The sequence below is a fragment of the Actinomadura sp. WMMB 499 genome, assembly GCF_008824145.1.
GTDB lineage: Bacteria > Actinomycetota > Actinomycetes > Streptosporangiales > Streptosporangiaceae > Spirillospora.
The window spans coordinates 8739449-8764408 of sequence record NZ_CP044407.1; the positions used below are offsets into that span (position 1 = coordinate 8739449).

Sequence of the window (24960 nt, forward strand, 5' to 3'; positions counted from 1 at the left end):
CGCCGCGGCGGTGATTTCCCGGCGTCCGCGCGGTCGGCATGTTCAGGACGGCCGGCGGTTCGGGACGGTCGGCGCGAGGGCGGGAGGCACGCGTGGAGACGGCGGCGCTGCTGGAGGATTCGATCGCGTTCGCGCTGGACGCGGTCGGGCCGGTGACCGCCGCGTCGCTGGGCCGCCCGACCCCGTGCCGGGGCTGGGACCTGGCGGCGCTGCTGCGGCACGCCGCGGACTCCCTGGACGCGCTGGCGGAGGCCGCCGCCACCGGCGCCGTGCGGCTGCTCCCGGACGCGGCGCCCCCTGCGGACGATCCGTCCGCGGCCTTCCGGGACGGCGCCGTCCGCCTCCTGGACGCCTGGACGGCCGCGGACCGTGCCGCGGACCGGGGCGTCCGGACGATCGCGATCGGCGGCGCCCCGCTGCGCGCCGACGTCGTCGCCGCGACCGGCGCCATCGAGATCGCGGTGCACGGCTGGGACGCGGCCTGGGCCGCCGGCGGCCCCCGCGCCCTCCCGCCCCGCCTCGCGGCGCGGCTGCTGGACCTGGCGTCCGGGGTGGTCACCGCCGACACCCGCGCCGGGCTGTTCGCCCCGCCGGTGCCCGTGCCGCCGGGCGCCGGGCCGCACGAACGGCTGCTGGCGCACCTCGGCCGGGACCCGGCCCGTCAGCCGCGGACGGCGTAGCGGCGGACGCCGCCCTCGTCATGGACGTCCAGGACGCCCTGGTCGACCAGCACGTCCAGGTGCGCGTCGATCTCCAGGACGGCGAGCATCCCGCTGAAGGAGTCCAGCTCGGAGAGGGTCTTGCGGCGGCGCGTCCACGGGATGGCGCTCGCCACCTCGAACGCCGTCGCGTTCCCGGCGCGGACCTGCGCGGCCGCCGCGTCGAGCCGTTGCGCGTGGTGCTCCAGCAGCTCGTCGATGCGGGTATGGGTGCTCTGCGTCACCGCCCCGTGCGCGGGCAGCAGCACGGTGTCGGGCATGTCGCGGACGAGCCGCAGCGAGTCCAGGTAGCTGCGCAGCGGCTTGGGCTCCGGCTCGCCCTCCAGCCCGATCGACGGGGAGATGTGCGGCAGGATGTGGTCGCCGGCGAACAGCAGCCCGGCGGCGGCGTCGCGCAGCACGATGTGGCCGCGGGTGTGGCCGGGGGTGGCGAACACGTCGAGGCCGCGGCCGGTGAGCGCGACCCGCTCGCCGTCGTCCAGCCACGCGTCCGGGACGACCGACGGGAACTCCTCGTCGCGCTGCGGCGGCTCCTGCCCGCCGATCTCGTCGGCGAGGGCGTCCGCGCCGCAGCGGCGCAGCAGCACGGCCTGCCGGAAGTGCGGGCCGCGGGGCAGCCCGAACGCCTCGATGGACGGGCGCTCGCCGCGGCCGATCCGCACGCGCGTCCCGAACTCCTCGCGGAGCACGAGAGCCTGCGAGTAGTGGTCCCAGTGGGCGTGCGTGACGAGGAACTGCGCGACGTCGTCCAGCCCGTGCCCGAGGGTGCGCAGCGCGTCCTTCAGGCGCGTCGCCGTCTCGGGCAGCGCGAAGCCGGAGTCCACGACGACCAGGCCGTCCGGATCCTCGATGACGTACACGTTCACCGAGTGGAGCGACGGGATGGGCAGCGCCAGCGGGATCCGGTGCACTCCGGGCGCCACCGGATGGACGCCCGGTTCGGTCCAGTCCGTCGGCTGCTCCACTACCGATGCGGTCACCGCGCGCCCCCTGTTCTCGAACCTCGTTCGGGGGAGACGCTACTTCATCCCGAAAATCCGATTTTCGTCGGGGTTGACCGTTCAACGTCCGTTCAGCGTCCGTGCGCGTCCCGGCCCGCGTTCCCGTCCGCCTCCTCGTCTGCGTCGCCGTCCGCGTTCCCGTCGGCGGCCCGCGCGTCCGGCGCCTTCCGCCGCGCCCGGCGTGCCGCCTCGGCCGCGCGGTCCCGGGCCTGCTCGGCGCGCTCGGCCTTCCGGACGGCCGCGTCCCGGTCGGCGACCGCCCGCTCCAGCGCGCGCCGGAGCCGGCCGACCTCGGCGGACGCGCGCTCGGCCGCGTCCCGCGCGTCCGCCGCGGCCTCCCGGCGCCCGGCCAGCTCGCGCTCGGCCTCGGCGGCCCGCTCCCGGAGCGTGTCCGCCCGCGCCCCGGCCCGCTCCCGCGCCCGGCCCTTGTCCCTGCGGCCGCGCCGTTCCGGCTCTCCGGTCTTCTCGGCGGGCGCTCCCTTCGGTCCCTTCCGCTCCTTCTCCTTCTTCGCCGGCTCGGCGCGCGGCTTCCCGGCGTCGGGAGCCATGGGGAACCCGGCCGGGACGAAACCGGTGTGGCTGCGCGGCCGGGCGAGCGTCCCCGCGCGGACCTCGGCGGCGATGCCGGCGTCCACCGTCGCCGCCTGGAGGGTGTCCTCGACCTCCCGCAGCGCCTGGTCGCGCACCGGGTGCCCGGCGTCGGCGGCCAGCGACTCCGCCGCGCGGAGCAGCCCGCCGACCAGCCGGGCCCGGCGCTGTTCCAGATCGCCGAGCCCGCCGCCCGAGCTCCACGCGGCGCGCAGGCCGTCCCCGACGTCCAGCAGCCGGCCCAGGTCGTCCGCGGCCGACCTGGCCAGCAGGTTGACCGCCCACGCGCTCGTCGTGGGGCGCCGCAGGCCCCCGATCCGCCGGGCGAGCGCCGCGTCCCCCTCGTCCTTCGCCCGCCGGACGAGCCGCGTCCGCGCCGCCACGAACTCGCCGGGCTCGACTCCGTACAGCTCCCGCGCCGCGTTCGAGAAGTCCACGCCCGGGTTCCTACCCCGGAACGTCAGCGTGTTTCGAGGAAGCGGTCCAGGACGCGCGTGCCGAACTCCAGCCCGTCCAGCGGCACGCGCTCGTCCACGCCGTGGAACATGCCGAGGTAGTCGAGGCCCGGCCCGAGCCGCAGCGGGGCGAACCCGTAGCTGGTGATGCCGATGCGGTGGAACGACTTGGCGTCGGTGCCGCCCGCCATCACGTAGGGGACGGGACGGGCGAGGGGGTCCTCGGCGCGCAGGGCCCCGGCCAGCGCGGCGAACGTCGGGCCGGCCGGATCCGCGGCCGGGGCCTCCTCGAAGTTGACGAACTCGCGGGTCACCTTCGGGCCCAGCAGCCGGTCGATCGTGGCGAGGAACTCCTCGCCCGTGCCGGGCAGGTAGCGGCCGTCCACGTGCGCGGTCGCGGAGCCGGGCACGACGTTGGTCTTGTAACCGGCCTCGAGCCGGGTCGGGTTGGCCGAGTTGCGGATCGTCCCGGCGAACAGCCGCCCGGCGCCGCCGAGGCGTTCGGCCTCCGCGTCGAGCCGGTCGTGGTCGATCGTCGTGCCGAGCGCGCCGGCGAGACCGTCCAGCAGCGCCCGCACCCCCGGCGTCAGGCGGACGGGCCAGGGGTGCGCGGCGATCCGGGAGACGGCGTGCGCGAGTTCGGCGACCGCGTTGCCGGGCGCGGGCTTGGAGCCGTGCCCGGCCTTCCCGCGGGCGGTGAGCCGCATCCACGCCGTGCCGCGCTCGCCGGTCGCGATCGGGTAGATCCGGGCGCCGCCGGCGTCCACGCTGAACCCGCCGGACTCGCTGATCGCCTCCGTGCAGCCGGTGAACAGGTCGCGGTGCTCGCGCGCCACGTACCGGGACCCGTACTCGCCGGTGCACTCCTCGTCCGCCAGGAACGCCAGGACCAGGTCGCCGCGGGTGCGGCGCCCCTCGCGGAGGCGGCGCGCGACGACCGCGAGGGTCATCGCCAGGGTGCCCTTCATGTCGACGGCGCCGCGGCCCCACACGCATCCGTCGCGGACCTCGCCCGCGAACGGCGGGACCGTCCACTCGGCGGCGTCGGCGGGCACGACGTCCAGGTGGCCGTGGACCAGGAACGGCGCCGCGGACGGGTCCGTGCCGGGGACGCGGGCGAGGACGCTCGCGCGGCCGGGCGCGGACTCGACGACCCGCGGCTCGGCGCCCGCGTCCGCCAGCAGCCCGGCGACGAGCTCGGCGGCGGGCCGTTCCGGACGGGCGTCGCCCTCGCCCCGGTTCGTCGTGTCGACGCGGATCAGGTCGGCGCAGATCCGCGCGGCCGCGGCACCGGCCCCGTCCGTCACTACCGCCACCTCATTCCGTAACAAACCTTCATTTTCGCCCCTCGCTGACCTCTGTCAACGGTTGATCGCGAACGTCTCGATCCGGTTTCGACTCCGTGAGCACTGTAGGCACAGCGTTACTCCGGGTGGACTCTGCGAGCAATCTGCGAGTGCGGCGCGCGGTTCCGCGGCGGCGCGGGCGAGGAGGGACATGACCGGCGAGAAGGGTGTGCACGGACGGGCGGGCGCGGGGCTCGCCGCGGTACTGCTGGCGGCCGCACTGGGGCTGTCGGCCTGCGGCGGCGCGGAGGCGTCGGGCGACGGCACGTTCGTCGTCGGCCACTCCGAGCCCGACCACCTGGTCCCGGGCAACACCACCAGCAGCTACTCCTTCGACGTGCTCGGCGGCCTGTTCGACAACCTGATGACGCTCACCGCGGACGGCCGGCCGGTGCCGCTGGCCGCCGCATCGGTGACCTCCGACGACCAGCGGATCTGGACGATCAAGGTCAAGCCGGGGCAGAAGTTCCACAACGGCGAGGCGGTCACCGCGCAGAGCTTCGCCGACGCCTGGAACAACGCGGCGTACGGACCGAACGCGTACGAGGCCAACAGCTACTTCTCCTACATCGAGGGCTACGCGGCGCTGAACCCCGAGGACGAGAACGCGCGGCCGGACGGGAAGACCCTGACCGGCCTGGAGGTCGTGGATCCGGCCACGCTCGAGGTGACGCTGAACGATCCGTTCCGTGAGTTCCCGATGCTGCTGACCTATCCGGCGTACGCGCCGATGCCGAAGGCGGGGCTCGCCGACCTCGAGGCGTTCGAGGAGCACCCCATCGGCAACGGCCCGTACATGATGAGCGGGAACTGGGAGCGCAACCGGCGGATCGAACTCGTCCCGTTCGCCGAGTACACCGGGCCGCGCAAGCCGAAGAACAAGGGCGTCACCTGGAAGAGCTACTCGAGCGCCGACACCGCCTACACCGATCTGCGCGCCGGACGGATCGACGTGCTGCAGACGATCCCGGCCGCCAAGGTGCCCGAGGCGAAACGGGTCCTGGGCGACCGGTTCCTGCCCCGCGCGATGGGCACGATCGACTACCTGGGCTTCCCGCTGTTCGACGAGCGGTTCGCCGACCCGGACCTGCGCAAGGCGATCTCGATGGTCATCGACCGGGAGGGCATCAACAAGGCCGTCTACAACGGGGCCTACCACCCCGCGGACTCGCTCCTCCCGCCGATCATCCGCGGGCACCGTCCGAACGCGTGCGGCGACCTGTGCACCTACGACCCGGCCGAGGCCAAGCGGCTGTTCGCGGCGGCCGGCGGATTCACGGGCACGCTCGAGCTGTACTTCTCCAACGCGCAGCCGACGTACGAGCAGTGGATGCGGATCGTCGCGAACTCCATCCGCGACAACCTCGGCATCCAGGACATCCAGTTCCGGGAGGTGCCCGCGTCCGAGTACTTCTCGATGCTGAGCGCCCGCGAGGAGAAGGGCCCGTACCGGCAGAACTGGGAGGCCGACTACCCCAGCCCGCAGAACTACCTCGAGAACATGTGGCACTCCAAGGACAACCGGATGGGCTGGACGAACGAGGAGTTCGACGAGCTGATCGAGCAGGGCAACCGGGCCGCCGGCGACCGGGAGGCGATGGCCCGCTACCACGCCGCCGAGGACGTCGCGATCCGGGAGATGCCGATGATCCCGCTGTGGACGTGGGCGGGCCAGGGCGGCCGCTCCGAGCGCGTCGCGAACGTCACCATCACCCCGTACTCCACCGGCCTGCTCGCCACCGAAGTGACGGTGGGCTGACCGGATGTGGCGGTACACCCTCCGGCGGATCCTGCAGGCCGTCCCGGTCTTCTTCGGCACGACCCTGCTGATCTACGCGATGGTCTTCGCGCTGCCCGGGGACCCCATCCAGGCTTTGGCCGGGAACAAGCCCGTCCCGGACAACGTCCTGCACACGCTGCGCGAGCGCTACAACCTCAACGACCCGCTGCTCGTCCAGTACGGCAAGTACATGTGGGGGCTCCTGCAGGGCGACCTCGGCGAGAACTACACCGGGCAGAGCGTGTCGGAGATGCTCGCCGGGCGCTGGCCGGTGACCGCGCGGCTCGCCCTCACCGCCTGGCTGTTCGAACTGGTCGTCGGGATCGCGCTCGGCGTGTGGGCGGGGCTGCGCCGCGGCCGCCTCGCCGACACGCTCGTCCTCGGCGGGACGACCCTGGTCATCGCCGTCCCGGTGTTCGTGCTCGGCTACACCGCGCAGATCGTGTTCGGGCTGCACTGGCGGATCTTCCCCACCGCCGGGGCCGACGAGGGCTGGCCGGCGAGCTACCTGCTGCCCGGCCTCGTGCTCGGCGCGTTCGGCCTGTCATACGTGGCGCGGCTGACGCGGACGAGCCTCGCCGAGAACCTGCGCGCCGACTACGTCCGGACGGCGAACGCGAAGGGGCTGACGCGGGTGCGGGTGATCGGCCGGCACACGCTGCGCAACTCGCTGATCCCGGTGGTGACCTACCTCGGCGTCGACTTCGGGGCGCTGATGGGCGGCGCGATCGTCACCGAGGGGATCTTCAACCTGCCCGGCATCGGCCAGCAGGTGTTCCAGTCGATCCAGCTCAAGGAGGGGCCCGTGGTGGTCGGCGCCGTCACCGTCCTGGTGCTGATCTTCCTGCTGGTCAACCTGCTGGTGGATCTGCTCTACGGGCTGCTCGACCCGCGGATCCGGTACGAGTGAGCGCGCGAGGGGAGGCGGACGTGACGACCGGGGAGCGCGACGCCGGGACGACGGGGACCGCGGCGGCCGTCACCGCGGGAGCGGGCGGCGGCCCGCCCGGCGGGGACGCGGGCCGCGCCTCGCTGTGGGACGACGCGTGGCGCGACCTCCGGCGCCGCTGGGTGTTCTGGGGGTCGGCGGCGATCCTCGCGGCCGTCGCGGCGATGGCCGCCTTCCCCGGGCTGCTGACCCGGTACGAGGCGAACCGGGGCTGCGACCCGAACGCCGCGCGGCTCGGCCCGTCCGGCGCGCACTGGTTCGGCACCGACGGAGCGGGCTGCGACTACTTCGCGCACGTCGTGCACGGTGCCCGCCCGACGCTGCTGATCGGCGTCGCGGTGACGGTGTTCGCGTTCGCGATCGCCCTGGTGTTCGGGATGCTCGCCGGGTACTACGGCGGCCCCCTCGACACCGTCGTCGCCCGGATCACCGACGTGTTCTTCGGGCTCCCGTTCGTCCTCGGCGCCACCGTCATCCTGGTGGCCTTCCCCGGGCACGGCATCGGCGCGATGACGCTGGTGCTGGTGCTGCTCGGCTGGACGACGATGATCCGCATCATGCGGGCGCAGGTCATCGCCGTCCGGGACGCCGACTACGTGCAGGCGGCGCGGCTGCTCGGGGCGTCCGACGTCCGGATCATGGTGCGGCACGTGCTGCCGAACGCGATCGCGCCGGTGATCGTCGTCGCCACCCTCAACGTCGGCAACGTGATCGCGGGGGAGGCGACGCTGGACTTCCTCGGCGTCGGCCTGCAGTACCCGGAGGTGTCGTGGGGGCTGCAGCTCAACCAGGCGCAGGACTCCTTCATCGCCTACCCGCACCTGCTGGTCTTCCCGGCGGTGTTCCTCTCGGCGACGGTCCTGAGCTTCCTGATGCTCGGCGACGCCGTCCGCGACGCCCTCGACCCGAAACTGCGGTGACGCCATGACCCGGGAGCGAGCATGACGACAGAACTGATCAAGGACCCGGCCGGGCCGCCGGCGCCCGGGCCGCCGCTGCTCGAGGTCGCGGACCTGCACGTGGCCTTCCGCGTCCGGGGCCGGGAGATGCGCGCCGTCAACGGCCTGTCGTACGGCCTCGAGGCGGGGGAGACGGTCGCGATCCTCGGCGAGTCCGGGTCGGGCAAGAGCGTCGCGGCGCAGGCCGTCATGGGGATCCTGGACGGCCCGGCCCGCGTCGAGCGCGGCTCGGTCCGGCTGCGCGGCGAGGAACTGCTCGGCCTGCCCGAGCGGCGCCGCCGCCGCTACCGCGGCGACCGCATCTCGATGATCTTCCAGGACGCGCTGACCGCGCTGAACCCCGTCTTCACCGTCGGCGACCAGATCAGCGAGATGTACCAGGTGCACCGCGGGATGCGGCGCGGGGAGGCCCGGGCCAGAACCGTCGAGCTGATGGAGCGGGTCCGCATCCCGTCGGCGGCCGCGCGGTTCGACGACCACCCGCACCGGTTCTCCGGCGGGATGCGCCAGCGCATCATGATCGCGATGGCGCTGGCCCTCGAACCGGACGTGCTGATCGCCGACGAGCCCACGACCGCGCTCGACGTGACCGTCCAGGCGCAGATCATGCGGCTGCTCGCCGGGCTCCGCGACGAGCTGCGGATGGGCATGGTGCTGATCACCCACGACCTCGGCGTCGTCGCGGGCGTCGCCGACCGGATCGTCGTCATGTACGCGGGGTCGGTCGCCGAGGAGGCCCCCGCCCGGGAGCTGTACGCGCGGCCCGCCCACCCCTACACGCGCGGGCTGCTGGCCTCGGTGCCGCGCCTGGACCGGCGCCGGGGCCCGCTCACCCCGATCGGCGGGACACCGCCGAACCCGGCCGCGCTCCCGCCCGGCTGCCCGTTCCATCCCCGCTGCCCGCGCGCCGAGGCGCGCTGCGCCGCGGACCGGCCGCCGCCGGTCGCGGTCGCGCCCGGCCACACCGCCGCCTGCCACTTCGCCGAGGAGGTCCACGGTGCCGCACCTGCCGACGGGTCCGCTTGACCGCCCGACCGGTGCCGCCGCCGGTGCGGACGCCGCCGAGCCGATCCTGCGCGTCGAGGGGCTCGTCAAGCACTACCCGGTCACCCGCGGAGTGGTGTTCAAGCGGACGGTCGGCCGCGTGCAGGCCGTGGACGGCGTCGACCTCGAGCTGCGCCCCGGCGAGACCCTCGGCGTCGTCGGCGAGTCCGGCTGCGGGAAGTCCACGCTCGCCCGGCTGCTGCTGGCCGCCGAGCGCCCCACCGCGGGGACCGTCCGCTTCGCCGGCCGGGACGTCTTCGCGCTCTCCCGCGCGGAGCTGCGGGCCCTCCGGCGCCGCGTCCAGATGGTCCTGCAGGACCCGTACTCCTCCCTCAACCCGCGGATGACCGTCGGCGACATCGTCGGCGAGCCCTTCGCGATCCACCCGGACACGGCGCCCAAGGGGCAACGGCGCGCCCGCGTCGGGGAACTGCTGGAGCTGGTCGGGCTCGACCCCGACCACGCCGACCGCTACCCGCACCAGTTCTCCGGCGGGCAGCGGCAGCGCGTCGGCATCGCCCGCGCCCTCGCGCTGCGCCCCGACGTCGTCGTCTGCGACGAGCCGGTGTCGGCGCTCGACGTGTCCGTGCAGGCGCAGGTGATGAACCTGCTCGCCGAGCTGCAGCGGGAACTGGGGCTGGCGTACGTGTTCATCGCGCACGACCTCGCGGCCGTCCGGCACATCTCCGACCGCGTCGCGGTGATGTACCTGGGGAAGGTCGTGGAGACGGGCGGCGAGGCGCGGATCTACGAGCATCCGACGCATCCCTACACGCAGGCGCTGCTGTCCGCCGTGCCCGTACCGGACCCGGACGCCCCCGGCCCGGCGGAGCCGCTCGGGCTGGAGGGGGAACCGCCGTCCCCGCTGGACCCGCCGTCCGGCTGCCGCTTCCGGACCCGCTGCCCGAAGGCGGCGGACGTCTGCGCGGAGCGCGAACCCGCGCTGGAACCGCGCGCCGGGTCCGCCCACCCGAGCGCGTGCCACTTCGCCGCCGAGGCCGACCCGGGCGGGCTCCCCCTCGGGAACCCCGCGGGCCCGCTCGCGAAGGGGCCCTGAGCCCCGCGACGGCGGGCCGGGCGGCGGCGCCGGGTCCGTAGGGTGGGGGCATGGCGCGCAAGGGCAGGGGTCCGGGGCCGGAGACCCACACGATCGCGGGCGGCGAGGCGGAGCTGCTGCGGGACGCCGACCGCGACGGCGGCTGGGTGCTGCTCGTGGGCGGCGTTCCCCAGTCCTACGTCGACCTGTCCGACCCCACCTACCTCGACTTCGAGTACATGCAGCTGATGGGCGCCGTCGTCGACGCGATCGCCCCCGCGGGGGAACCGCTCGACGCCGTCCACGTCGGCGGCGCCGGCTGCACCCTCCCGCGCTACGTCGCCGCGACCCGTCCCCGCTCCCGGCAGGTCGTGCTGGAGCCGGACGGCGAGCTGGTGCGGCTCGTCCGGGAGCGGCTGCCGGTCAAGGGCGTTCCCGGCCTGCGGATCCGGATCACCGACGGCCGTACCGGCGTCGCCGCGCTGCCGGACGCGGCGGACGACCTGGTGGTGATGGACGCGTTCGCGGAGGCGTCGATGCCGCTCGACCTCGCCACCCGCGAGTTCGTGCTCGACGCCGCGCGGGTGCTGCGGCCCGGCGGCGTCTACCTCGCCAACGTCGCCGACGGCTTCCGGCTGCCGTTCGCCCGCCGGGCCGCCGCCACGATCGCGTCGGTGTTCCGGCACGCGCTGCTGATCGGCGATCCGGGGGTGCTGCGCGGCCGCAGGTTCGGCAACCTCATCGTGGCGGGCTCCCGCGAGCCGCTGCCGGTCGCCGAGCTGACCCGCCGCGCCGCGGGCGGCATCACCCGGGCGCGGCTGCTGGCGGGCGGCGAGCTGGCCGCGTTCTGCTCCGGCGCCGCGCCCCTGCGCGACGGCGAGGACGTCCCGGTGCCCGTCCCACCGCCGCAGGTCTTCGGGAAATCCTGACGGGATTCTCAACGTGCTGAGAAAATGACGCGGGGCGCGCCGCCGCGCTGAATTCCCCACCCCAGGTCAGTGCGGGTCCGGGGGCCGGAGTGACCGCGGCGGCGGGAATTTCGGGCCGCCCGGGTCGCGGTATCGGCCGCACGCCGCGCCCCGATGTTCCATAATCGACCGATGGAGTCGTCCACCCGGATTTTGATTCTCGGCCTGGATTGGGCAGGGAGAATACTCCAGTTCGACCGGAACGCCGCAGCAGTTCTGTCCGCGGATCCGGACGGCCTGCTCGGCGCCGGGCTGGACGAGGTGATCCCCGGCGCGCGCGAGCCGCTGCTGGAGGCGGCCCGCGCCGGACGGGAGCGCACCGCGATGCTCGCCCTGGAGACGGCCGAGGGCGCCGTGCTCGACGCGGTCGTCACCGTGCACCCGATGAGCGGCGGCGCGCCCGACCTCGCCGCGCTCGCGGTGATCAAGGTGCCGGTGCCGCTCGCCGACCGGTTCGCCGACCCGGCCGTGATCCGCCGGGCGCTGCTGGACGACGGCCTGCCCCGCGTCGGCTCCACCCTCGACCTCGAACTGCTGGCGCGCGGGCTGATGGACGTGCTCGTCCCGCACTTCTGCAACTCCGGCGCGCTGATGCTGCTGGAGAGCCACCTCGACGAGGAGGAGCCGCCCGCCGGGCCGGGCGGTCCGCCGCTGCGCCGGATGGCCATCGGCTTCGACGACGGCGACCCCGGCTGGGACGCCGCGTTCCCGACCGGCGAGACGATCGCGTACCCGTCGGGCACCCCGTTCGCGCAGTGCGTCGAGTCCGGCGAGCCCGTCTTCGCCTCCTTCGACGAGGAGGCGGCCCACAGCGCCGCCGACTGGCGCCGCCCGCCGGTCGCCGACCTGCTCAAGGGCGCGTCCATGCTGCTGCTGCCGATCACCTCCCCGGCGGGGGTGCTCGGCTTCTTCGTCTGCACCCGCAACACCGCACACCGCCCGTTCGACCCCTACGACGCCCAGGTCGGCCAGGCGTTCGCCGCCCGCGCGTCCACCTTCGTGGAGAACGCCCGCCGCTACTCGCGGGAGCGCGCGACCGCGCTCACCCTGCAGCGCAGCCTCCTGCCGACCGGCCTGTCGGCGCCGTCGACGGTGGAGGTCCACCACCGCTACCTGCCGGGCAGCCGGATGATCGAGGTCGGCGGCGACTGGTACGAGTCGATCGCGCTGCCCGGCGCCCGCGTCGCGCTGGTCGTGGGCGACGTCGCCGGGCACGGCGTCAAGGCCGCGGTCACCATGGGGCGGCTGCGCACCGCCATCCACACCCTCGCCGGGCTGGAGCTGCCGCCCGCCGAGGCGCTGGAACGGCTCGACTCGCTGATGAGCACCCTCGGCGAGCGCGAGCCCCACTTCGCCACCTGCGCCTGGGTCGTCTACGACGCGGTCAGCGGCCGCTGCGAGGTCGCCAGCGCCGGGCACCTGCCGCCGCTGCTCGTCCCGCCCGGCGGCGCCTCGACCTACCTGGACGTCCCGCCCGCACCGCCGCTCGGCGTCGGCGACGGCCCCATCGTCAGCCGCGAGTTCACCGTCGAGGACGGCACCCTGCTGTTCCTCTACACCGACGGCCTGGTGGAGAACCGCGCCCGCGACATCGACGACGGGCTCGCCGGGCTGCGCCGCATCCTCGGTCCCGGCGCCGCCGCCCGCCCGCTGGACGAGCTGTGCCAGGACGCGCTCGACGGCGTCTACGACGACCAGCACCGCGACGACATCGCCATCCTCGTGGCGCGGCTCGCGCGGATCCCCGAGGACCGGCACGCCTCCTGGGAACTCCCCGCCGACCCGGCCGCCGTGCGCCGCGCGCGTGGACTGGTCCGCGACCGGCTGGCCCGCTGGGGCCTCGACGAGCTCGCGGACTCGACCGTCCTGGTGGCGTCCGAGCTGGTCACCAACGCGATCCGGCACACCTCCGGACGGCTCGTGCTGCGGCTCGTCCGCGAGGGCGGGCTGGTCTGCGAGGTGTTCGACCGGTCCGACGGGCGGCCGCGCGTCCGCCACCACGAGGAACCGGCCGGCGGAGGCGCGGGCGGGGCCGGCCCGCCGGCCGCCGGGGACGGGGACGGGGACGGCGGCGGGGAGCCGGGCGAGGGCGGTGCCATGGCCGACGCCGGGCGCGGCCTGCACGTCGTCGGACGTCTCGCGCGCCGCTGGGGCGTCCGCCGCACGCCCGGCGGCAAGGCCGTCTGGTGCGAGCAGGAGCTTCCGTAGGAGGGGAGGCGCGCCGGGACGTCAGCGCAGCACCGAGATGTGCACGTGGTCGTGGTGGTTCTGGGTGAGGCTCCCGCGGTCCTCCATCGGCCGCCACCCCTCACCGGCGCGGGCGGCGTTCCAGATCCGCTGCCGCCAGATCACGTAGGACACGCCGAGCCGTCCGGCGTTCGCGACGGCGTACGCGGCGACCTGGTCGCCGTGCCGCAGCGCCGACGCGCTCGGCATCGCGCCGCCGGTGCTCTGCATGAAGTCGCAGGCGCGGCCGTCCCCGTGGTCCTGCGCGTCGGCGGTGCTGCGGAAGCAGCCGATGGCCGGGAACGGGCCGAACACCGAGTTGATCTCCAGCAGCAGCGTCCGCATCGTGGGGGTCATCCGGTTGCCGGTGATCGGCGTGCTGTCGCCGCGCGCGCCGTCGGGACGTCCCGTCACCCGCGGCCGGTCGCTCGAGCCCTCGTTCCCGGACGTGCGGGAGGCCCGCAGCCGCGCGACCTTCGTACCGTCCGGCAGCACCTTCCGCAGCCTCCCGGCGAGCTTCTCCAGGTCGGCCTTCGGCGCGCTCACCACCAGCCCGTTCCCGCTCGGCAGGCCGAGGGCCCGCGCCTGCTCCCGGGAGACGACGGCGTCGACGTCGTCGATCCCGAGCGAGGCGTACGCGCCGACCCGCACCCGGCCGTCGCCGGTGCTCCCGCCCGCCGGGACGACCGTGCCCAGCGGGAGCTCGCGGTCGCGGCCGCGCTCGAACGACACGGCCATACCGCCGGAGGCGATCGTCCGCCACAGCTGGTCGGACTCGGCTGTCCTGCTCGGGGTGAACGCCCGGAACTGCGACGGGTCGACCCCGAGGAGGCCGAGCCGCTTCCCGCCGACCCGCGCGTTCGCGGCGTCCACGACCGTGAGGCCGGTGACGCCCGTCAGCTCCCGGGCGCGCTCCACGGCGGTGCCCGGCAGCGCCGCCTCCCCCGCGACCAGCAGGTCGGCGGTCCGGCGCGCGGAGAGCGGCGCGACGACCGGGGGCGGCGGCGCCGCGCCCCGCGCGACCGAGACCAGGTTCCCGGGCGCGGCCGGTGTCGCGGGCCGGCCGGGCGGTTCCAGGTGCCCCGACAGCAGCAGCGCGACGTCGGTCACGAGGGTGGCGCCGACGGCCGCCCCGACGATCACGGGCAACGCCCTGGCCGCACGCCGCATCGAGCCCCCGTCCCGTCCGCGCGGGCGGTCCCGCCCGTCCGCCCCGCCCGTCCCTCCGCCGCATCGTAGGGGAGCGGGCGGCGGGACGGAACCGCCCTCCGCGACGGCGCTCTACAGCCCGGCGTCGCGGCCGATGATCTCCTTCATGATCTCGTTGGAGCCCGCCCAGATGCGGGTGACCCGGGCGTCCATCCACGCCCGCGCGACCCGGTACTCGCGCATGTAGCCGTAGCCGCCGAACAACTGCACGCAACCGTCGATGATCTGGTTCTGCACGTCCGACGACCAGTACTTGGCCTTGGACGCGTCCACCGCGCCCAGCTCCCCGGCGACGTGCGCCGCGAGGCACTGGTCCACGAACGCCTGCGCCACGTCCAGCTTGGTGATCAGCTCGGCGACCAGGAACTTGTTGTGCTGGAACGCGCCGATCGGCTGCCCGAACGCCTTGCGCTCCTTCACGTACGCGATCGTCTCGTCCAGGACGCCGCGCGCGTGCGCCACGTTCCCGATCGCGCACGACAGCCGCTCCTGCGAGAGCCGCTCCATCATGTGGACGAACCCCCGGTTCAGCTCGCCGATCACGTGCGAGTCCGGGACGCGGACGTTCTCGAAGAACAGCTCGGAGGTGTCGGCCTCGGGCTGCCCGACCTTGTCCAGCTTGGTGCCGCGGCCGAACCCGGGCGTTCCCGCCTCGACGCCGAACAGCGTGATGCCCTTGGCGCCGCGCTCGGGGTCGGTCTTCGCCGCGACGATCACCAGGTCGGCGTGGCCGCCGTTGGTGATGAACGTCTTCGACCCGTTGATCACCCACTCGTCGCCGTTGCGCACCGCCGTCGTCTTCAGCGCCGCGAGGTCCGACCCGCCGGACGGCTCGGTCATCCCGATCGCGGTGATCGTCTCGCCGCTGCAGAAGCCCGGCAGCCACTTCTTCTTCGCCGCGTCCGTCGCCAGCTCCAGCAGGTACGGGGCGCAGATGTCGATGTGGATGCTGAAGATCGAGTTGTAGGCGACCGCGACGCGGGCCAGCTCCTCGCCGATCACCGCGTTGAACCGGAAGTCGCCGGCGTCCTGGCCGCCGTACTCCGCGGGCACCTGCATGCCGAGGAAGCCCTGCCGGCCGGCCTCCAGCCACACCTCGCGCCTGAGCATCCGCTCATTGCGGATGTCCTCGTCCAGGGGGAGGAGCGTCCGCTCGACGAACTCCCTCACGGACTCCCTGAACAGGTCGTGGTCGGCCTCGAAGACGGTGCGCCGCATGTGGATCCTCCTGGTGTCGGCGGAGAAGAGCGGAAAAGATGCGGCCAGTCTACTGAGCGGTCGCTTAGGATCGGTGCATGGGCTCCGACATGTGGGACGCGGTGCCGCCGGACGCCGCGGGACGGCTGCTGCGCGCGGCCGTCGACTCCTTCGGCGAACTCGGGTACCACGGCACGTCCACCCGGCACATCACGGCCGGGGCGGGGATGAGCGCGGGCGCCCTCTACGTGCACTACCGCACCAAGGCCGACCTGCTGTTCCAGATCGCGCTGACCGTGCACGAGTCCGTCCTGGCGGAGCTGGAGGACGCCGTGGACGGCGTCGCGGGGCCCGCCGCGCGGGTGCGGGCCCTGATGTACGCGTTCGCGTGCTGGCACGCCCGGCACCACCGCGCCGCCCGCGTCATCCAGAACGAGCTCGGCGCCCTCCGGCCGCCGCACGCCGAACGCATCGCGGTCCTGCGCCGCCGCGTCCGCGCGCTCGTCCGCGACGAGGTGCGGTCCGGTGCGGCGGCGGGGGAGTTCGACGTGGCGGACGTCGAGGGCACCGCCCGCGCGATGTCGTCGCTCGCCATCGACGTGTGCCGCTGGTACCGGCCCGAGGGCGCGCGCACCCCCGAGGACGTCGGCGCCCTGACGGCCCACCTGTGCCTGCGGATGCTGGGCGCCCGTACGTCCTGACGCCCGGACGCCGGCGGCCCCGACGCTGGCGGCCCCGACGCCGGGGTCCGGGCCGGGCGAAGGTCAGTCCCACCAGAACGACCACCAGGTCTTGCCGCGGATCTCCTCGGCGTACCCGGCCAGGGTGCCGGGCCCCTGGAACAGGATGTCGGGGCAGAACGCCCAGTGCTCGGCCGCGACGTGGACGGCGTGCCGCGTCGTGACGGGCGGCGCCGCGACGCTCAGCTCGAGCGTGTTGAAGCCGAGACCGATCACGCGGGCGCCGAAGCGGTCCTCCCAGCCGCGCAGGACGGCGGCCAGGGGCGCGGTCCACTCGTTGTGGTTGAGGGCGCCCTGCCATCCCAGCGCGGCGATGGCGTCGGCGCCCCGGTCGACGGCCGCCAGGCCCAGCGAGGGCGCGCGGGCGGCGATCGTCCGGGCGTGCCGGTCGGCGATCACGCCGGGGTCGTCCAGGAGCGTGCCGGGCGGCGCCGGGCCGGGGCAGTGCCGACCGAACGGGGCGAGGTCGTCGTGGTCGTCGCCGACGGCCTGGTCCACGTGGTCGGTCCACACCTCGTACATGAACGCGTGGGGGACGTAGTTGCCGATCTCGGACACCGGCTCCGGTGCGATCTGCCCGGCGGCCCAGGGCTGGTCGGACTCGTCGAGCAGCAGCGGCCACAGCCCGGACCGCTCGTGCTCGCCGCGCAGCCGGGCCCACAACTCCCCGTCGACGGGGTCGTCGCTGAGCCAGAACGCCGGCCGCAGGAGCATCTGCCGCTGCGGGTAGCCGGGGTCGGGCCACACCACGTCCCCCTCGGGCAGCGGCACCGACAGGGTCCGCTCGGCTCCGCCCGCCCGCTCGGCCGCGCCGTCCGCACGGCCGTCCGCCCCGCCGGCCGCCTCGTCGGCGAACAGCTGCGGCAGGTTGCCCGGCAGGTGCCGGACCTCGACATCATCCATTTCACGCCGTTCCGGTACAGAGCATGCCAACGGGATCTTGGCACTCCGTGATGGTAACGGCGTCGGGCGTTGCGCGTGGGCGGGCCGCCGGGTTCGGTTCCCCGGCGCCCCGCCCGCGGCGCCCCGCTCAGCCGTCGTCCCGCCCGCGGCCGCGGGCGAAGGCGGTGGCCCCGAGGGCGAAGGCCGCGATGGCGAGGCCGGCGCCGATCACGTTCCGTGTCGTGCCGTCCAGTCCGAGGCGGGTCACGAGATAGGCCGCGACCAGCAGCATCGCGGCGATCCACGTCATGGGGGTGTTCACGGGCGGGGTCCTTTCGGGGACGGGGGAGCGGGAGCGCCGTCTCAGCGCGTGCGGCGGCGACCCCGGACGAGGTGGTCGACCACGAGGGCTATCGCGGCGACGCCGGTGACGACGCCGATCACGATCCCATACCAGGTGTCCTGCACGGTGATGCTCGTGCCGACGTTGACGGCGACGAGCAGCGCCACGAGCGTCCAGCGGAGGGTGTTTCCCATGGTCCGGTCCTTTCCGGGGCAGGGGTGAAGGATCAGTGGTTCAGGGCTTCAGGGGGCGTGGGGGCGGAGCGGCGGCGCAGCATCCGGTGCGCCGGGAGCATGACCGCGGCGGCGCCGGAGCCGGCGACGCCGAGCACGATGGCGGCGGCCGCCACCGGCGAGACCGCGGGCAGCGGGGCCCCGACGACCCCGATCGCGAAGGCCAGGAGCGTGACCGCGGCGATGAGCGTCCCGGTCAGCACGCCGGTGCCGAGGACGATCAGCGCTTCGAGCCGCAGCGCCCGCAGCACCTGGCGGCGGGTCGCGCCGACCAGCCGCAGCAGGACGAACTCGCGCCGCCGCGCGGCCGTCGCGAGGGCGAGCGTGGTGACGAGCCCGATGACGATGAACGCGCCGATCACCGCGACGACGACCAGGCTGATGAAGCCCTGCAGCCGCACCTCCTGCGACACGCGCGCACCGAAGGCGGCGGAGTCGATCGCGCGGACGCCGGTATAGGCGGCGGTGACGCCGGCCAGGCCGGCGCCGCCCCCGCCCGGCCGAGCCGTCCGGACGAGGACGTGGTCGTCGAGCGGGGTGCCGGTGTGCCCGGCGACGAGGTCGCGGGGCAGCAGGACGTCGCCGAAGCCCTGGCCCCGCTCGTAGATCGCGGCCACGCGGGGCTTGACGCGCGTCCCGTCCGCGAGCCACAGCTCCGCGGTGGACCCGACCTCCAGGCCGTCCGCGACGCCCTCGCTGAGCGCGACGGACATGCCGCGCAGATCCCGCAGGGAACCGTCGGAGACGCCCGGGTCGATCGTCGCGGCGACGTCGCCGCCGACGCCGCGGGCGCCCAGCGCCAGGAGCGTCTCCTCGCCCAGCTCCCGGACCGGCATGACGACGGTCGTGCGCTTCACCGGCGTGACCGCGGTGACGCCCGGGGCCCGGCGCGCCGCCGCCGCGACGTCGCGCGGCAGGCCCGGACCGTCGGACACCAGGACGCGGTCGGCCCGGGTGCCGGCGGCCGCCTGCTCGTGCGTCGCGCGGGCGACGGTGGCGGGCGCGAACAGCTGCGTCGCGGAGAACGCGACGGCCAGCGCGACGGGCGTCATGATCGACCCGGCGCGCAGCGCGGCGGCGCCGCTCGCGTGCCGCGCCATCCGCCCGGCGACGGGCACGGCCGCCTCGACGGCGCCGCCGAGGAAGCGGGCGCCGATGCGGGCGAGCAGCGGGCCGAGGAACGCCGCCGCGACGACCAGCGCGAGGACCAGGCCGCCCACGGACGACGCCGCCGTCGCCCCGGACGCCGTGAAGGAGAGCACGAGGGCGTTCACACCGAGGAAGAGGAAGGCCAGCCCCGCGACGAGGCGCCGGCGGGGCAGGCCGGCGGGCTCGATGTCGGCGCCGCCGAGCGCCTCCACGGGCCGGATCCGCGTCGCCCGCAGGGACGCCAGGAGCGCGGTGACGGTCGCGGCGATCATCGTGATCGCGAACGCCGCCAGGACCGGCAGCGGGCTGATCGACACCCCGAACCCGTCCGGCAGGACGCCCTCGGACCTCATCGCGGCGAGGACCCCGGCGCCGGACGCGAGCGACAGCACCCCGCCGAGCAGCGCCGCCGGGACCCCGGCCCGCGCCGTCTCGCGCAGCAGGTCGGCGCGGACCCGGCCGGGCGTCGCGCCGACCGCCCGCAGCAGCGCCAGCTCGCGGGTCCGGTCCCGCACCGACAGGGCGATCAGCCCGCCGACGACCACCAGCGCCGTCATGATCGCGACGGCGCCGATCGACATGCCGATCTCGAACAGGTCGAGCCGGGCGGCGGCCACCGACGGGTCCTCGACGTCGCCGCGCGCGTCCCCGGTGGCGACGTGGAGCCCGGGGACGGCCGCGCGCAGCGCGTCCTCGTCGAGGCCGTCGCCGGCCAGCACCGCGAGGGCGTCCGCCTCGCCGGGGTGCGCGTACAGGGCGGCCGCCGTCGCGGGCGCGAAGTACACCGAGCCCGTGCCGGACGGGGCCAGGCCCACCACGCGGAACGGCCGGGGCTTCGCGTCGATCTGCAGCCGGACCGTCTCCCCGATCCGCGCCCCGGCGTCCCGTCCGAGCACGACCTCGCCCGCCGCGCGCGGCGCCCGCCCGGACAGCGGCCCGACGGCGTTCAGAGCGGCCGACTCCCAGCCGTGCCCGGCCAGCGCCCGGCCGTCCGCCCGGACCACCGGGAACGACACGTCCGCGACGACCTGCCGGACGCCCGGGACCGCCCGCAGCCGCGCCGCGGCCGCGACCGGGACGCGGGCCCGGCCGGGCAGCGGCCGGCTCGCCGCCGCCGGCGCCTCCCCGAGCCGGTCCACGCGCGTCTCCACCTCCGGCGGGCCGGACACGACGGCCGCGGCCCCCGCGTACCGGTCCACCGGGGCGTGGGCGCGCAGCGCCGACTCCACCAGCACCCCGCAGGTGCCGACGAGCGCGGCGGCGAACAGCAGCGCCGCGAACACCCCGGCGAACGCGCCCCGGTTCGTGCTCGTCAGGTTCCCGGCGGCCCGCTTCACAGCGCCTCCCAGCGGGACATGACGGCCGCGACGGTCGGCGCGGCCAGCTCGTCGACGATCCGGCCGCGGCTGAGGAACACGACCGAGTCGGCCCACGAGGCCGCCATCGGGTCGTGGGTGACCAGGACGATCGTCTGCCCGGTCGCGTCGGCGGCCTCGCGCAGCAGCCGCAGCACGTCGCGGGCCGTCCGCGGGTCGAGGGCGGCGGTCGGCTCGTCGGCGAACACCACCTCGGGACGGGTGATCAGCGCGCGGGCGATCGCGGCGCGCTGCTGCTGGCCCCCGGACAGCTCCGCCGGGCGGTGCCGCAGCCGGTCCGCCAGCCCGACCCGCCGGACGACCTCCGCCAGCCGGTCCGCGTCGGGTTCGGCGCCGCCGAGCAGCAGCGGCAGCGCGATGTTCTGCTCGACGTCCATCGACGGGACCAGGTTGAACGACTGGAACACGAACCCGATCCGCTCCCGCCGCAACCGCGTCCGCTTCGCCTCCCCGAGCCCGCCGAGGTCGACCCCGCCCACCCGGACGGTGCCGGAGGTCGGCCGGTCGAGCCCGGACGCGCAGTGCAGGAACGTGCTCTTGCCCGACCCGGACGGCCCCATCACGGCGGTGAACCCGCCGCGCGCGAACGTCCAGGACACCTCGTCCAGCGCCCGCACGTCGCCGTAGGTCCTGCTGACCGACTCCATGCGCACCGCCACCGCGGTGGCCTCGGCCGTCGTCCCGGCCGTCATCGCCGTCATGATCCCCTCCGTGGGAAGCCCTGTCTCACCTGGACGAAGCTAGGGTTCGGAGCCGCCCGGCCACATCGACCCGCGCTACACGATCGAAGGTGTAGCGGGCTACACCACGGCCTGGGAGCGTGCCCCGGTGCGCCGTGCCTCCCGGTGTCTTACGGTGAGGCGCGAGGTGACATGAACGCTCTGTTGAAAAGCGCCGCGGACGGTACCGTCCGCCTCATCGCCGCCCTGCGGACGGCGCTGCCGGCCCTCTTCGGGCTCCCGGTGCTGCTGCTCTTCCTGGTCCTGCTCCCGCTCCTGCTGCCGTGGCTGCCGCAGGCGGTCAGGCCGCTGCGCGCGCTCGCGAACGCGGAGCGGCGCCGGGCCGGCCGGCTGCTGGACCGCGAGATCCTCGAGCCGTACCGGCCGGTGCGCGGCACGTCCGCCCGGCAGGGCCTCGCCCTGCTGCGGTCCCCGGCCACCTGGCGGGACGTCGCGTGGATGGCCGCGCACGGGTTCACCGGCACGTGCGCGGGCGTGGTGGCGATCGGGCTGTGGCCGGGGATCCCGGTCTCGCTCTCGCTGCCGCTGTGGTGGTGGGCGGCACCGGAGGGCTCGCAGTCGGCCTTCGTCACCATCGACTCCTGGCCGAAGGCGCTGACGATGCCATTCGTGCAGGCCGCCGTCTACGCGTTCGTGCTGGTGTGGCTCGTCCCGCGGGCGGCGCGCCGGCAGGCCGAACTCGCCAGGCTGCTGCTGCGGCCCACCCGCAGCACGTCCCTCACCGAGCGGGTCGAGGAGCTGACCGAGACCCGGGCCGGGGCGCTGGAGGCGCACGGCGCCGAACTGCGCCGCATCGAGCGGGACCTGCACGACGGGACGCAGGCGCAGCTCGTCGCCGCGGCGCTCCGCCTCGGCCTCGCCGACCGCCGCTTCGACACCGATCCCGACGCGGCCCGCGCCCTGTTCCTCGACGCCCGGGAGGGCGTGGAAGAGGCCCTCACCCAGCTCCGCACGGTCGTCCGCGGCATCTACCCGCCCATCCTGTCGGACCGGGGTCTGGCCGGGGCGCTGCGGGCGCTCGCGGGCGGGCAGCCCATCCCGATCGAGCTGGACGTCTCCGGCACCGGCGCCCGCGCCCCCGCGGCCGTCGAGGCCGCCGCCTACTTCGTCGTCGCCGAGGCCCTCGCCAACGTCGCCAGGCACAGCGGCGCCCGGCGCGCCTCCGTCACCGTCCGCCGGGCGGAGGACCGGCTCGCGATCTCCGTGCGGGATGATGGGAAGGGCGGCGCCGACCCCTCGCGCGGCAGCGGCCTGGCGGGCATCCGCCGCCGGGTCGCCGCGCTCGACGGCGCCGTCCGCGTGCACAGCCCCGACGGAGAAGGGACGACCCTCGACGTGGACCTGCCGTGCGGATCGTGATCGCGGAGGACAACGTCCTGCTGCGGGAAGGCCTGGTGCTGCTGCTGACCTCGGACGGCCACGAGGTCGTCGCCGTCGCCGGCAGCGGGCCCGACGTCCTGCCCGCGCTGCTCGAGCACCGGCCGGACGCGGCCGTCCTGGACGTCCGGCTGCCGCCGGGCTTCAAGGACGAGGGCCTGCGGGCCGCCGTGGCGGCCCGCGAGCGGCTGCCGGGACTGCCGCTGCTCGTCCTGTCGCAGTACGTCGAGGAGACGTACGCGGCCGAGCTGCTCGCCGGGGGCGCCGAGGGCATCGGCTACCTGCTCAAGGACCGGGTGAGCCGCGTCGGCGAGTTCCTGGACGCGCTGTCGCGCGTCGCCGCCGGCGGCACCGCACTCGACCCGGAGGTCGTCTCGCAGCTGATGACCGCCCGGCAGGATCCCCTGTCGGCGCTCACCCCCCGCGAGCGCGAGGTCCTCGGGCTGATGGCGCAGGGCCTCGACAACGGGACCATCGCCGAGACCCTGGTGATCACCGAACGGTCGGTCAGCAAGCACATCGGCGCGGTGTTCGCCAAGCTCGGGCTGCCGCACACCGACAGCGGGCACCGCCGCGTCCTCGCCGTCCTCGCGTACCTGAACGCGGGAGCGCGGGCATGAGCGAGGGCGTCCGCGTGCGCCGCGCCGTGCGGGCCCTGCTGCTGGACGGCGACGAGCTCGTCCTGCTGCGCCGCACCCGTCCGGACCGTCCCGTCTACTGGACGACGCCCGGCGGGAAGGTCGAGCCGGACGACGCCGACGACGAGGCCGCGCTCCGCCGCGAACTCGACGAGGAGCTCGGCGCGACGGCGGGGCCGCTCCGCGTGGTGTTCGCGTGCGACGAGCTCGAGCCCGCCCTGCGCCGGGTCCAGACGTTCTACGCGTGCCGCCTGCGCACGATGGACCTCTCCCGCCGCCACGGCCCCGAGTTCGACGACCCGTCCAACGGCCGCTACGACGTCGACCGCGTCCCCTGCGCGCCGACGGCGCTCGCGTCCGTGAACCTGATCCCGGCGCCGCTCGCCGCGTACCTGGCCCGCCACGCCGCGGACCTGCCGTCCCTCGCCCCCTGACTCTGGTCGCTCACGGGGGGCGACGTACTCGCAGTCGGCCGCAGCAGAGCGCACTGTCGCCGGTACGGTCCCGCACCATTCCGGTAAGCGGATTCTCTTTTCGGAGATCGATCAGCCGCCGGGGCCGCGTCCTGCCTCGGCCTATTCGCCAAAGTTGTACGGAGCGGCTAGATAACCGGTGCGAAAGTGCTCCAGATGTGTATTGGTCGCGAACGCAGGCGGGACTTACCATGTCGCGACTCAACCCCAGAAGTGCCTGTTGGCAGGAAGGGGACAGCGTGGCCTCGCATGCTTCCCGGTTCCGGTCCGCCCTCGCCGCCGCGCTGCTCGGGGGAACGGCGCTCGCCGCGGTCCCCGCGGGGACCGCGCACGCCGCTCCGCCCGTCCGGGACCGCGTCACCGTCACCGTGGACGGTTCCCCGGCCTACGCGCTCGCCGGTGACCTGACGTCCGGCGCCATCGCCGTCCTCGACAACGTCGCTACCTACGAGACCGACAGGATCGAGGGAACGGGGACGCTCCCGGGCGCCCGCGGCGGGACCGCGAGCGTCTCCTTCGAGATCGCCCGAGAGGGGTTCTCCCTCAAGGGCGAGTTCACCCTCGAGGACCCCGGCGCGGGCGTGGCGATCTCCGCCGACGTCGACGGCGGGGTCACGGTCCCGGACACGGCGACGGTGCGCTGGGAGGGGAGGGGCGAGGTCCGGAGCGGCGACCGCGCGGCAGGCCGGCGGGTCACGTTCACGATCCGGGACCGCCGGCCGGATCCGGGCGACCACGCCGTCCGCTTCACCCATGCCGGGCAGCAGCGGAACGCCGTACTCCGCCTGCCCGACGACTACGACGGCACCCCGCGGCCGGCGCTGTTCCACTTCCCCGGCCTGCTCGAGACGCCGGGCATCGCCGAGTGGTACGGCCGCATGGCCGACTACGCCCGGACCCGCGGGTTCATCATGGTCACCCCCGAGCACCACGGCATCGGCTGGCAGGGCGTCCTCGGCGGCACGCCGGGCCCCGACGTCGACGATCCCGGCTTCGTGCGGCGCCTCCAGGACATCCTCGTCGACCGGTTCAACGCCGATCCCCGGCGCCTGTACGCGTCCGGGATGAGCAACGGCGGGTTCTTCACCAGCAAGATGGCCTGCGAGAACGAGCGGTTCGCCGCCTACGCCCCCGTCGCCGGCCAGCTCAACGACCCCGGCGCCTGCGCGCCCGGCCGGCACGTCCCGATCGTCCTCGTCCACGGCGACGGCGACTTCGTGGTTCCCTACGGCACGGTGCGGCCCGCGCTCGAGTTCTGGCTGCGCAACAACGGCTGCGGCACCGAGAGCGTCGCCACGCCCCTGCCCGACATCGCGCCCGACGACAACACCACCGTCGTCCGCCATGACCATCCCGGCTGCCCGTCCGGCGCCCCCGTCACCCTCTACGAGATCAAGGGCGGCGGGCACAACTGGCCCGGCGGAACGCCGTTCCTCGGCCCGTTCCTCGGCGGGACCACCTACGACATCGACGCCAACGCCGTGATCTGGGACTTCGTCTCCCGCCACCGCCTCCCCTGACGCGCGGCGGCG

Annotated in this window: 23 protein-coding genes; 13 read left to right on the plus strand and 10 right to left on the minus strand. The window is 75.0% G+C overall.

Going from position 1 to position 24960, the window contains the following annotated elements:
* Positions 1-92 precede the first annotated feature (92 nt).
* Entirely contained in the window at positions 93-680 is a 588-nt protein-coding gene (locus F7P10_RS39880; RefSeq protein ID WP_176611827.1) for a TIGR03086 family metal-binding protein, read from the plus strand.
* Here the strand turns inward: F7P10_RS39880 and F7P10_RS39885 are convergent.
* The 3 genes from F7P10_RS39885 to F7P10_RS39895 all read right to left on the minus strand — a co-directional run bounded on the left by F7P10_RS39885 (position 662) and on the right by F7P10_RS39895 (position 4070).
* Positions 662-1699, minus strand: coding sequence for an MBL fold metallo-hydrolase (locus F7P10_RS39885; RefSeq protein ID WP_151017165.1), 1038 nt, complete (start codon positions 1697-1699; stop codon positions 662-664). The two genes, F7P10_RS39880 and F7P10_RS39885, sit on opposite strands and share 19 nt — an antisense overlap.
* A 92-nt stretch (positions 1700-1791) precedes the next feature.
* The gene (locus tag F7P10_RS39890) at positions 1792-2745 is read right to left on the minus strand and encodes a hypothetical protein (protein ID WP_151017166.1); all 954 of its coding nucleotides are present in this window, start codon (positions 2743-2745) and stop codon (positions 1792-1794) included.
* Between the two features lie 23 nt (positions 2746-2768).
* Complete coding sequence (locus tag F7P10_RS39895; RefSeq protein ID WP_218040286.1) at positions 2769-4070, minus strand: M20/M25/M40 family metallo-hydrolase; 1302 nt, start codon at positions 4068-4070, stop codon at positions 2769-2771.
* Between the two features lie 190 nt (positions 4071-4260).
* Here F7P10_RS39895 and F7P10_RS39900 point away from each other — a divergent pair, with 190 nt between their 5' ends.
* The 7 genes from F7P10_RS39900 to F7P10_RS39930 all read left to right on the plus strand — a co-directional run bounded on the left by F7P10_RS39900 (position 4261) and on the right by F7P10_RS39930 (position 13053).
* A complete protein-coding gene (locus F7P10_RS39900; RefSeq protein WP_151017168.1) occupies positions 4261-5868 on the plus strand; it encodes an ABC transporter substrate-binding protein in 1608 nt (535 codons plus the stop codon).
* A gap of 4 nt (positions 5869-5872) precedes the next feature.
* Positions 5873-6799 carry an ABC transporter permease gene (locus F7P10_RS39905; RefSeq protein ID WP_151017169.1) on the plus strand — a complete coding sequence of 309 codons (927 nt, stop codon included), beginning with the start codon at positions 5873-5875 and terminating at the stop codon, positions 6797-6799.
* Positions 6800-6819: 20 nt separating this feature from the next.
* On the plus strand, positions 6820-7758 hold the full coding sequence (locus F7P10_RS39910) for an ABC transporter permease (RefSeq protein ID WP_151017170.1): 939 nt from the start codon (positions 6820-6822) through the stop codon (positions 7756-7758).
* A 21-nt stretch (positions 7759-7779) separates the two neighbouring features.
* Positions 7780-8823, plus strand: coding sequence for an ABC transporter ATP-binding protein (locus F7P10_RS39915; protein WP_151017171.1), 1044 nt, complete (start codon positions 7780-7782; stop codon positions 8821-8823).
* Entirely contained in the window at positions 8804-9898 is a 1095-nt protein-coding gene (locus tag F7P10_RS39920) for an ABC transporter ATP-binding protein (RefSeq protein ID WP_151018611.1), read from the plus strand. The genes F7P10_RS39915 and F7P10_RS39920 overlap by 20 nt, the downstream gene beginning before the upstream one ends.
* A gap of 50 nt (positions 9899-9948) precedes the next feature.
* Complete coding sequence (locus F7P10_RS39925) at positions 9949-10806, plus strand: spermidine synthase (protein ID WP_151017172.1); 858 nt, start codon at positions 9949-9951, stop codon at positions 10804-10806.
* A gap of 171 nt (positions 10807-10977) precedes the next feature.
* Entirely contained in the window at positions 10978-13053 is a 2076-nt protein-coding gene (locus tag F7P10_RS39930) for an ATP-binding SpoIIE family protein phosphatase (protein ID WP_151017173.1), read from the plus strand.
* A 21-nt stretch (positions 13054-13074) separates the two neighbouring features.
* On the opposite strand, the gene F7P10_RS39935 is transcribed toward F7P10_RS39930, so the two are convergent.
* Both F7P10_RS39935 and F7P10_RS39940 read right to left on the minus strand, forming a co-directional pair.
* On the minus strand, positions 13075-14214 hold the full coding sequence (locus F7P10_RS39935) for a hypothetical protein (RefSeq protein ID WP_151017174.1): 1140 nt from the start codon (positions 14212-14214) through the stop codon (positions 13075-13077).
* Positions 14215-14352: 138 nt separating this feature from the next.
* Positions 14353-15498 carry an acyl-CoA dehydrogenase family protein gene (locus F7P10_RS39940; RefSeq protein ID WP_151017175.1) on the minus strand — a complete coding sequence of 382 codons (1146 nt, stop codon included), beginning with the start codon at positions 15496-15498 and terminating at the stop codon, positions 14353-14355.
* Positions 15499-15575: 77 nt separating this feature from the next.
* On the opposite strand from F7P10_RS39940, the gene F7P10_RS39945 reads away from it, so the two are divergent.
* Positions 15576-16178: a TetR/AcrR family transcriptional regulator gene (locus tag F7P10_RS39945; protein ID WP_254716262.1), complete on the plus strand. Its 603-nt coding sequence runs from the start codon at positions 15576-15578 to the stop codon at positions 16176-16178.
* Positions 16179-16241: 63 nt separating this feature from the next.
* Here F7P10_RS39945 and F7P10_RS39950 read toward each other — a convergent pair whose 3' ends face one another.
* The 5 genes from F7P10_RS39950 to F7P10_RS39960 all read right to left on the minus strand — a co-directional run bounded on the left by F7P10_RS39950 (position 16242) and on the right by F7P10_RS39960 (position 20892).
* On the minus strand, positions 16242-17120 hold the full coding sequence (locus tag F7P10_RS39950) for a DUF4253 domain-containing protein (RefSeq protein WP_151017176.1): 879 nt from the start codon (positions 17118-17120) through the stop codon (positions 16242-16244).
* A gap of 127 nt (positions 17121-17247) precedes the next feature.
* Entirely contained in the window at positions 17248-17421 is a 174-nt protein-coding gene (locus F7P10_RS42960; protein WP_176611828.1) for a hypothetical protein, read from the minus strand.
* Positions 17422-17462: 41 nt separating this feature from the next.
* Positions 17463-17636 (minus strand): hypothetical protein, encoded by a 174-nt coding sequence (locus F7P10_RS42965; RefSeq protein WP_176611829.1) that lies wholly within the window; start codon positions 17634-17636, stop codon positions 17463-17465.
* Positions 17637-17668: 32 nt separating this feature from the next.
* The gene (locus F7P10_RS39955; RefSeq protein ID WP_151017177.1) at positions 17669-20161 is read right to left on the minus strand and encodes an ABC transporter permease; all 2493 of its coding nucleotides are present in this window, start codon (positions 20159-20161) and stop codon (positions 17669-17671) included.
* Positions 20158-20892, minus strand: coding sequence for an ABC transporter ATP-binding protein (locus F7P10_RS39960; RefSeq protein ID WP_254716854.1), 735 nt, complete (start codon positions 20890-20892; stop codon positions 20158-20160). The genes F7P10_RS39955 and F7P10_RS39960 overlap by 4 nt, the downstream gene beginning before the upstream one ends.
* A 180-nt stretch (positions 20893-21072) precedes the next feature.
* On the opposite strand from F7P10_RS39960, the gene F7P10_RS39965 reads away from it, so the two are divergent.
* From F7P10_RS39965 to F7P10_RS42970, 4 genes are all read left to right on the plus strand, one after another.
* Positions 21073-22299, plus strand: a complete 1227-nt coding sequence (locus F7P10_RS39965; protein ID WP_151017178.1) for a sensor histidine kinase — start codon at positions 21073-21075, stop codon at positions 22297-22299.
* A complete protein-coding gene (locus F7P10_RS39970; RefSeq protein WP_151017179.1) occupies positions 22287-22937 on the plus strand; it encodes a response regulator transcription factor in 651 nt (216 codons plus the stop codon). The genes F7P10_RS39965 and F7P10_RS39970 overlap by 13 nt, the downstream gene beginning before the upstream one ends.
* A complete protein-coding gene (locus tag F7P10_RS39975; protein WP_151017180.1) occupies positions 22934-23389 on the plus strand; it encodes an NUDIX domain-containing protein in 456 nt (151 codons plus the stop codon). Before F7P10_RS39970 ends, F7P10_RS39975 begins: the two co-directional genes overlap by 4 nt.
* 278 nt (positions 23390-23667) lie before the next feature.
* On the plus strand, positions 23668-24948 hold the full coding sequence (locus F7P10_RS42970; protein ID WP_176611830.1) for a PHB depolymerase family esterase: 1281 nt from the start codon (positions 23668-23670) through the stop codon (positions 24946-24948).
* Positions 24949-24960: the final 12 nt, after the last annotated feature.

Coding starts and splice junctions, on each gene's coding strand:
- F7P10_RS39915 (WP_151017171.1), top strand. CDS start 7,780: ATGACGACAGAACTGATCAAGGACCCGGCCGGGCCGCCGGCGCCCGGG.
- F7P10_RS39975 (WP_151017180.1), top strand. CDS start 22,934: ATGAGCGAGGGCGTCCGCGTGCGCCGCGCCGTGCGGGCCCTGCTGCTG.
- F7P10_RS39905 (WP_151017169.1), top strand. CDS start 5,873: ATGTGGCGGTACACCCTCCGGCGGATCCTGCAGGCCGTCCCGGTCTTC.
- F7P10_RS39960 (WP_254716854.1), bottom strand. CDS start 20,892: ATGACGGCCGGGACGACGGCCGAGGCCACCGCGGTGGCGGTGCGCATG.
- F7P10_RS39930 (WP_151017173.1), top strand. CDS start 10,978: ATGGAGTCGTCCACCCGGATTTTGATTCTCGGCCTGGATTGGGCAGGG.
- F7P10_RS39965 (WP_151017178.1), top strand. CDS start 21,073: ATGAACGCTCTGTTGAAAAGCGCCGCGGACGGTACCGTCCGCCTCATC.
- F7P10_RS42965 (WP_176611829.1), bottom strand. CDS start 17,636: ATGGGAAACACCCTCCGCTGGACGCTCGTGGCGCTGCTCGTCGCCGTC.
- F7P10_RS39900 (WP_151017168.1), top strand. CDS start 4,261: ATGACCGGCGAGAAGGGTGTGCACGGACGGGCGGGCGCGGGGCTCGCC.
- F7P10_RS39950 (WP_151017176.1), bottom strand. CDS start 17,120: ATGGATGATGTCGAGGTCCGGCACCTGCCGGGCAACCTGCCGCAGCTG.
- F7P10_RS39945 (WP_254716262.1), top strand. CDS start 15,576: ATGGGCTCCGACATGTGGGACGCGGTGCCGCCGGACGCCGCGGGACGG.
- F7P10_RS39925 (WP_151017172.1), top strand. CDS start 9,949: ATGGCGCGCAAGGGCAGGGGTCCGGGGCCGGAGACCCACACGATCGCG.
- F7P10_RS39940 (WP_151017175.1), bottom strand. CDS start 15,498: ATGCGGCGCACCGTCTTCGAGGCCGACCACGACCTGTTCAGGGAGTCC.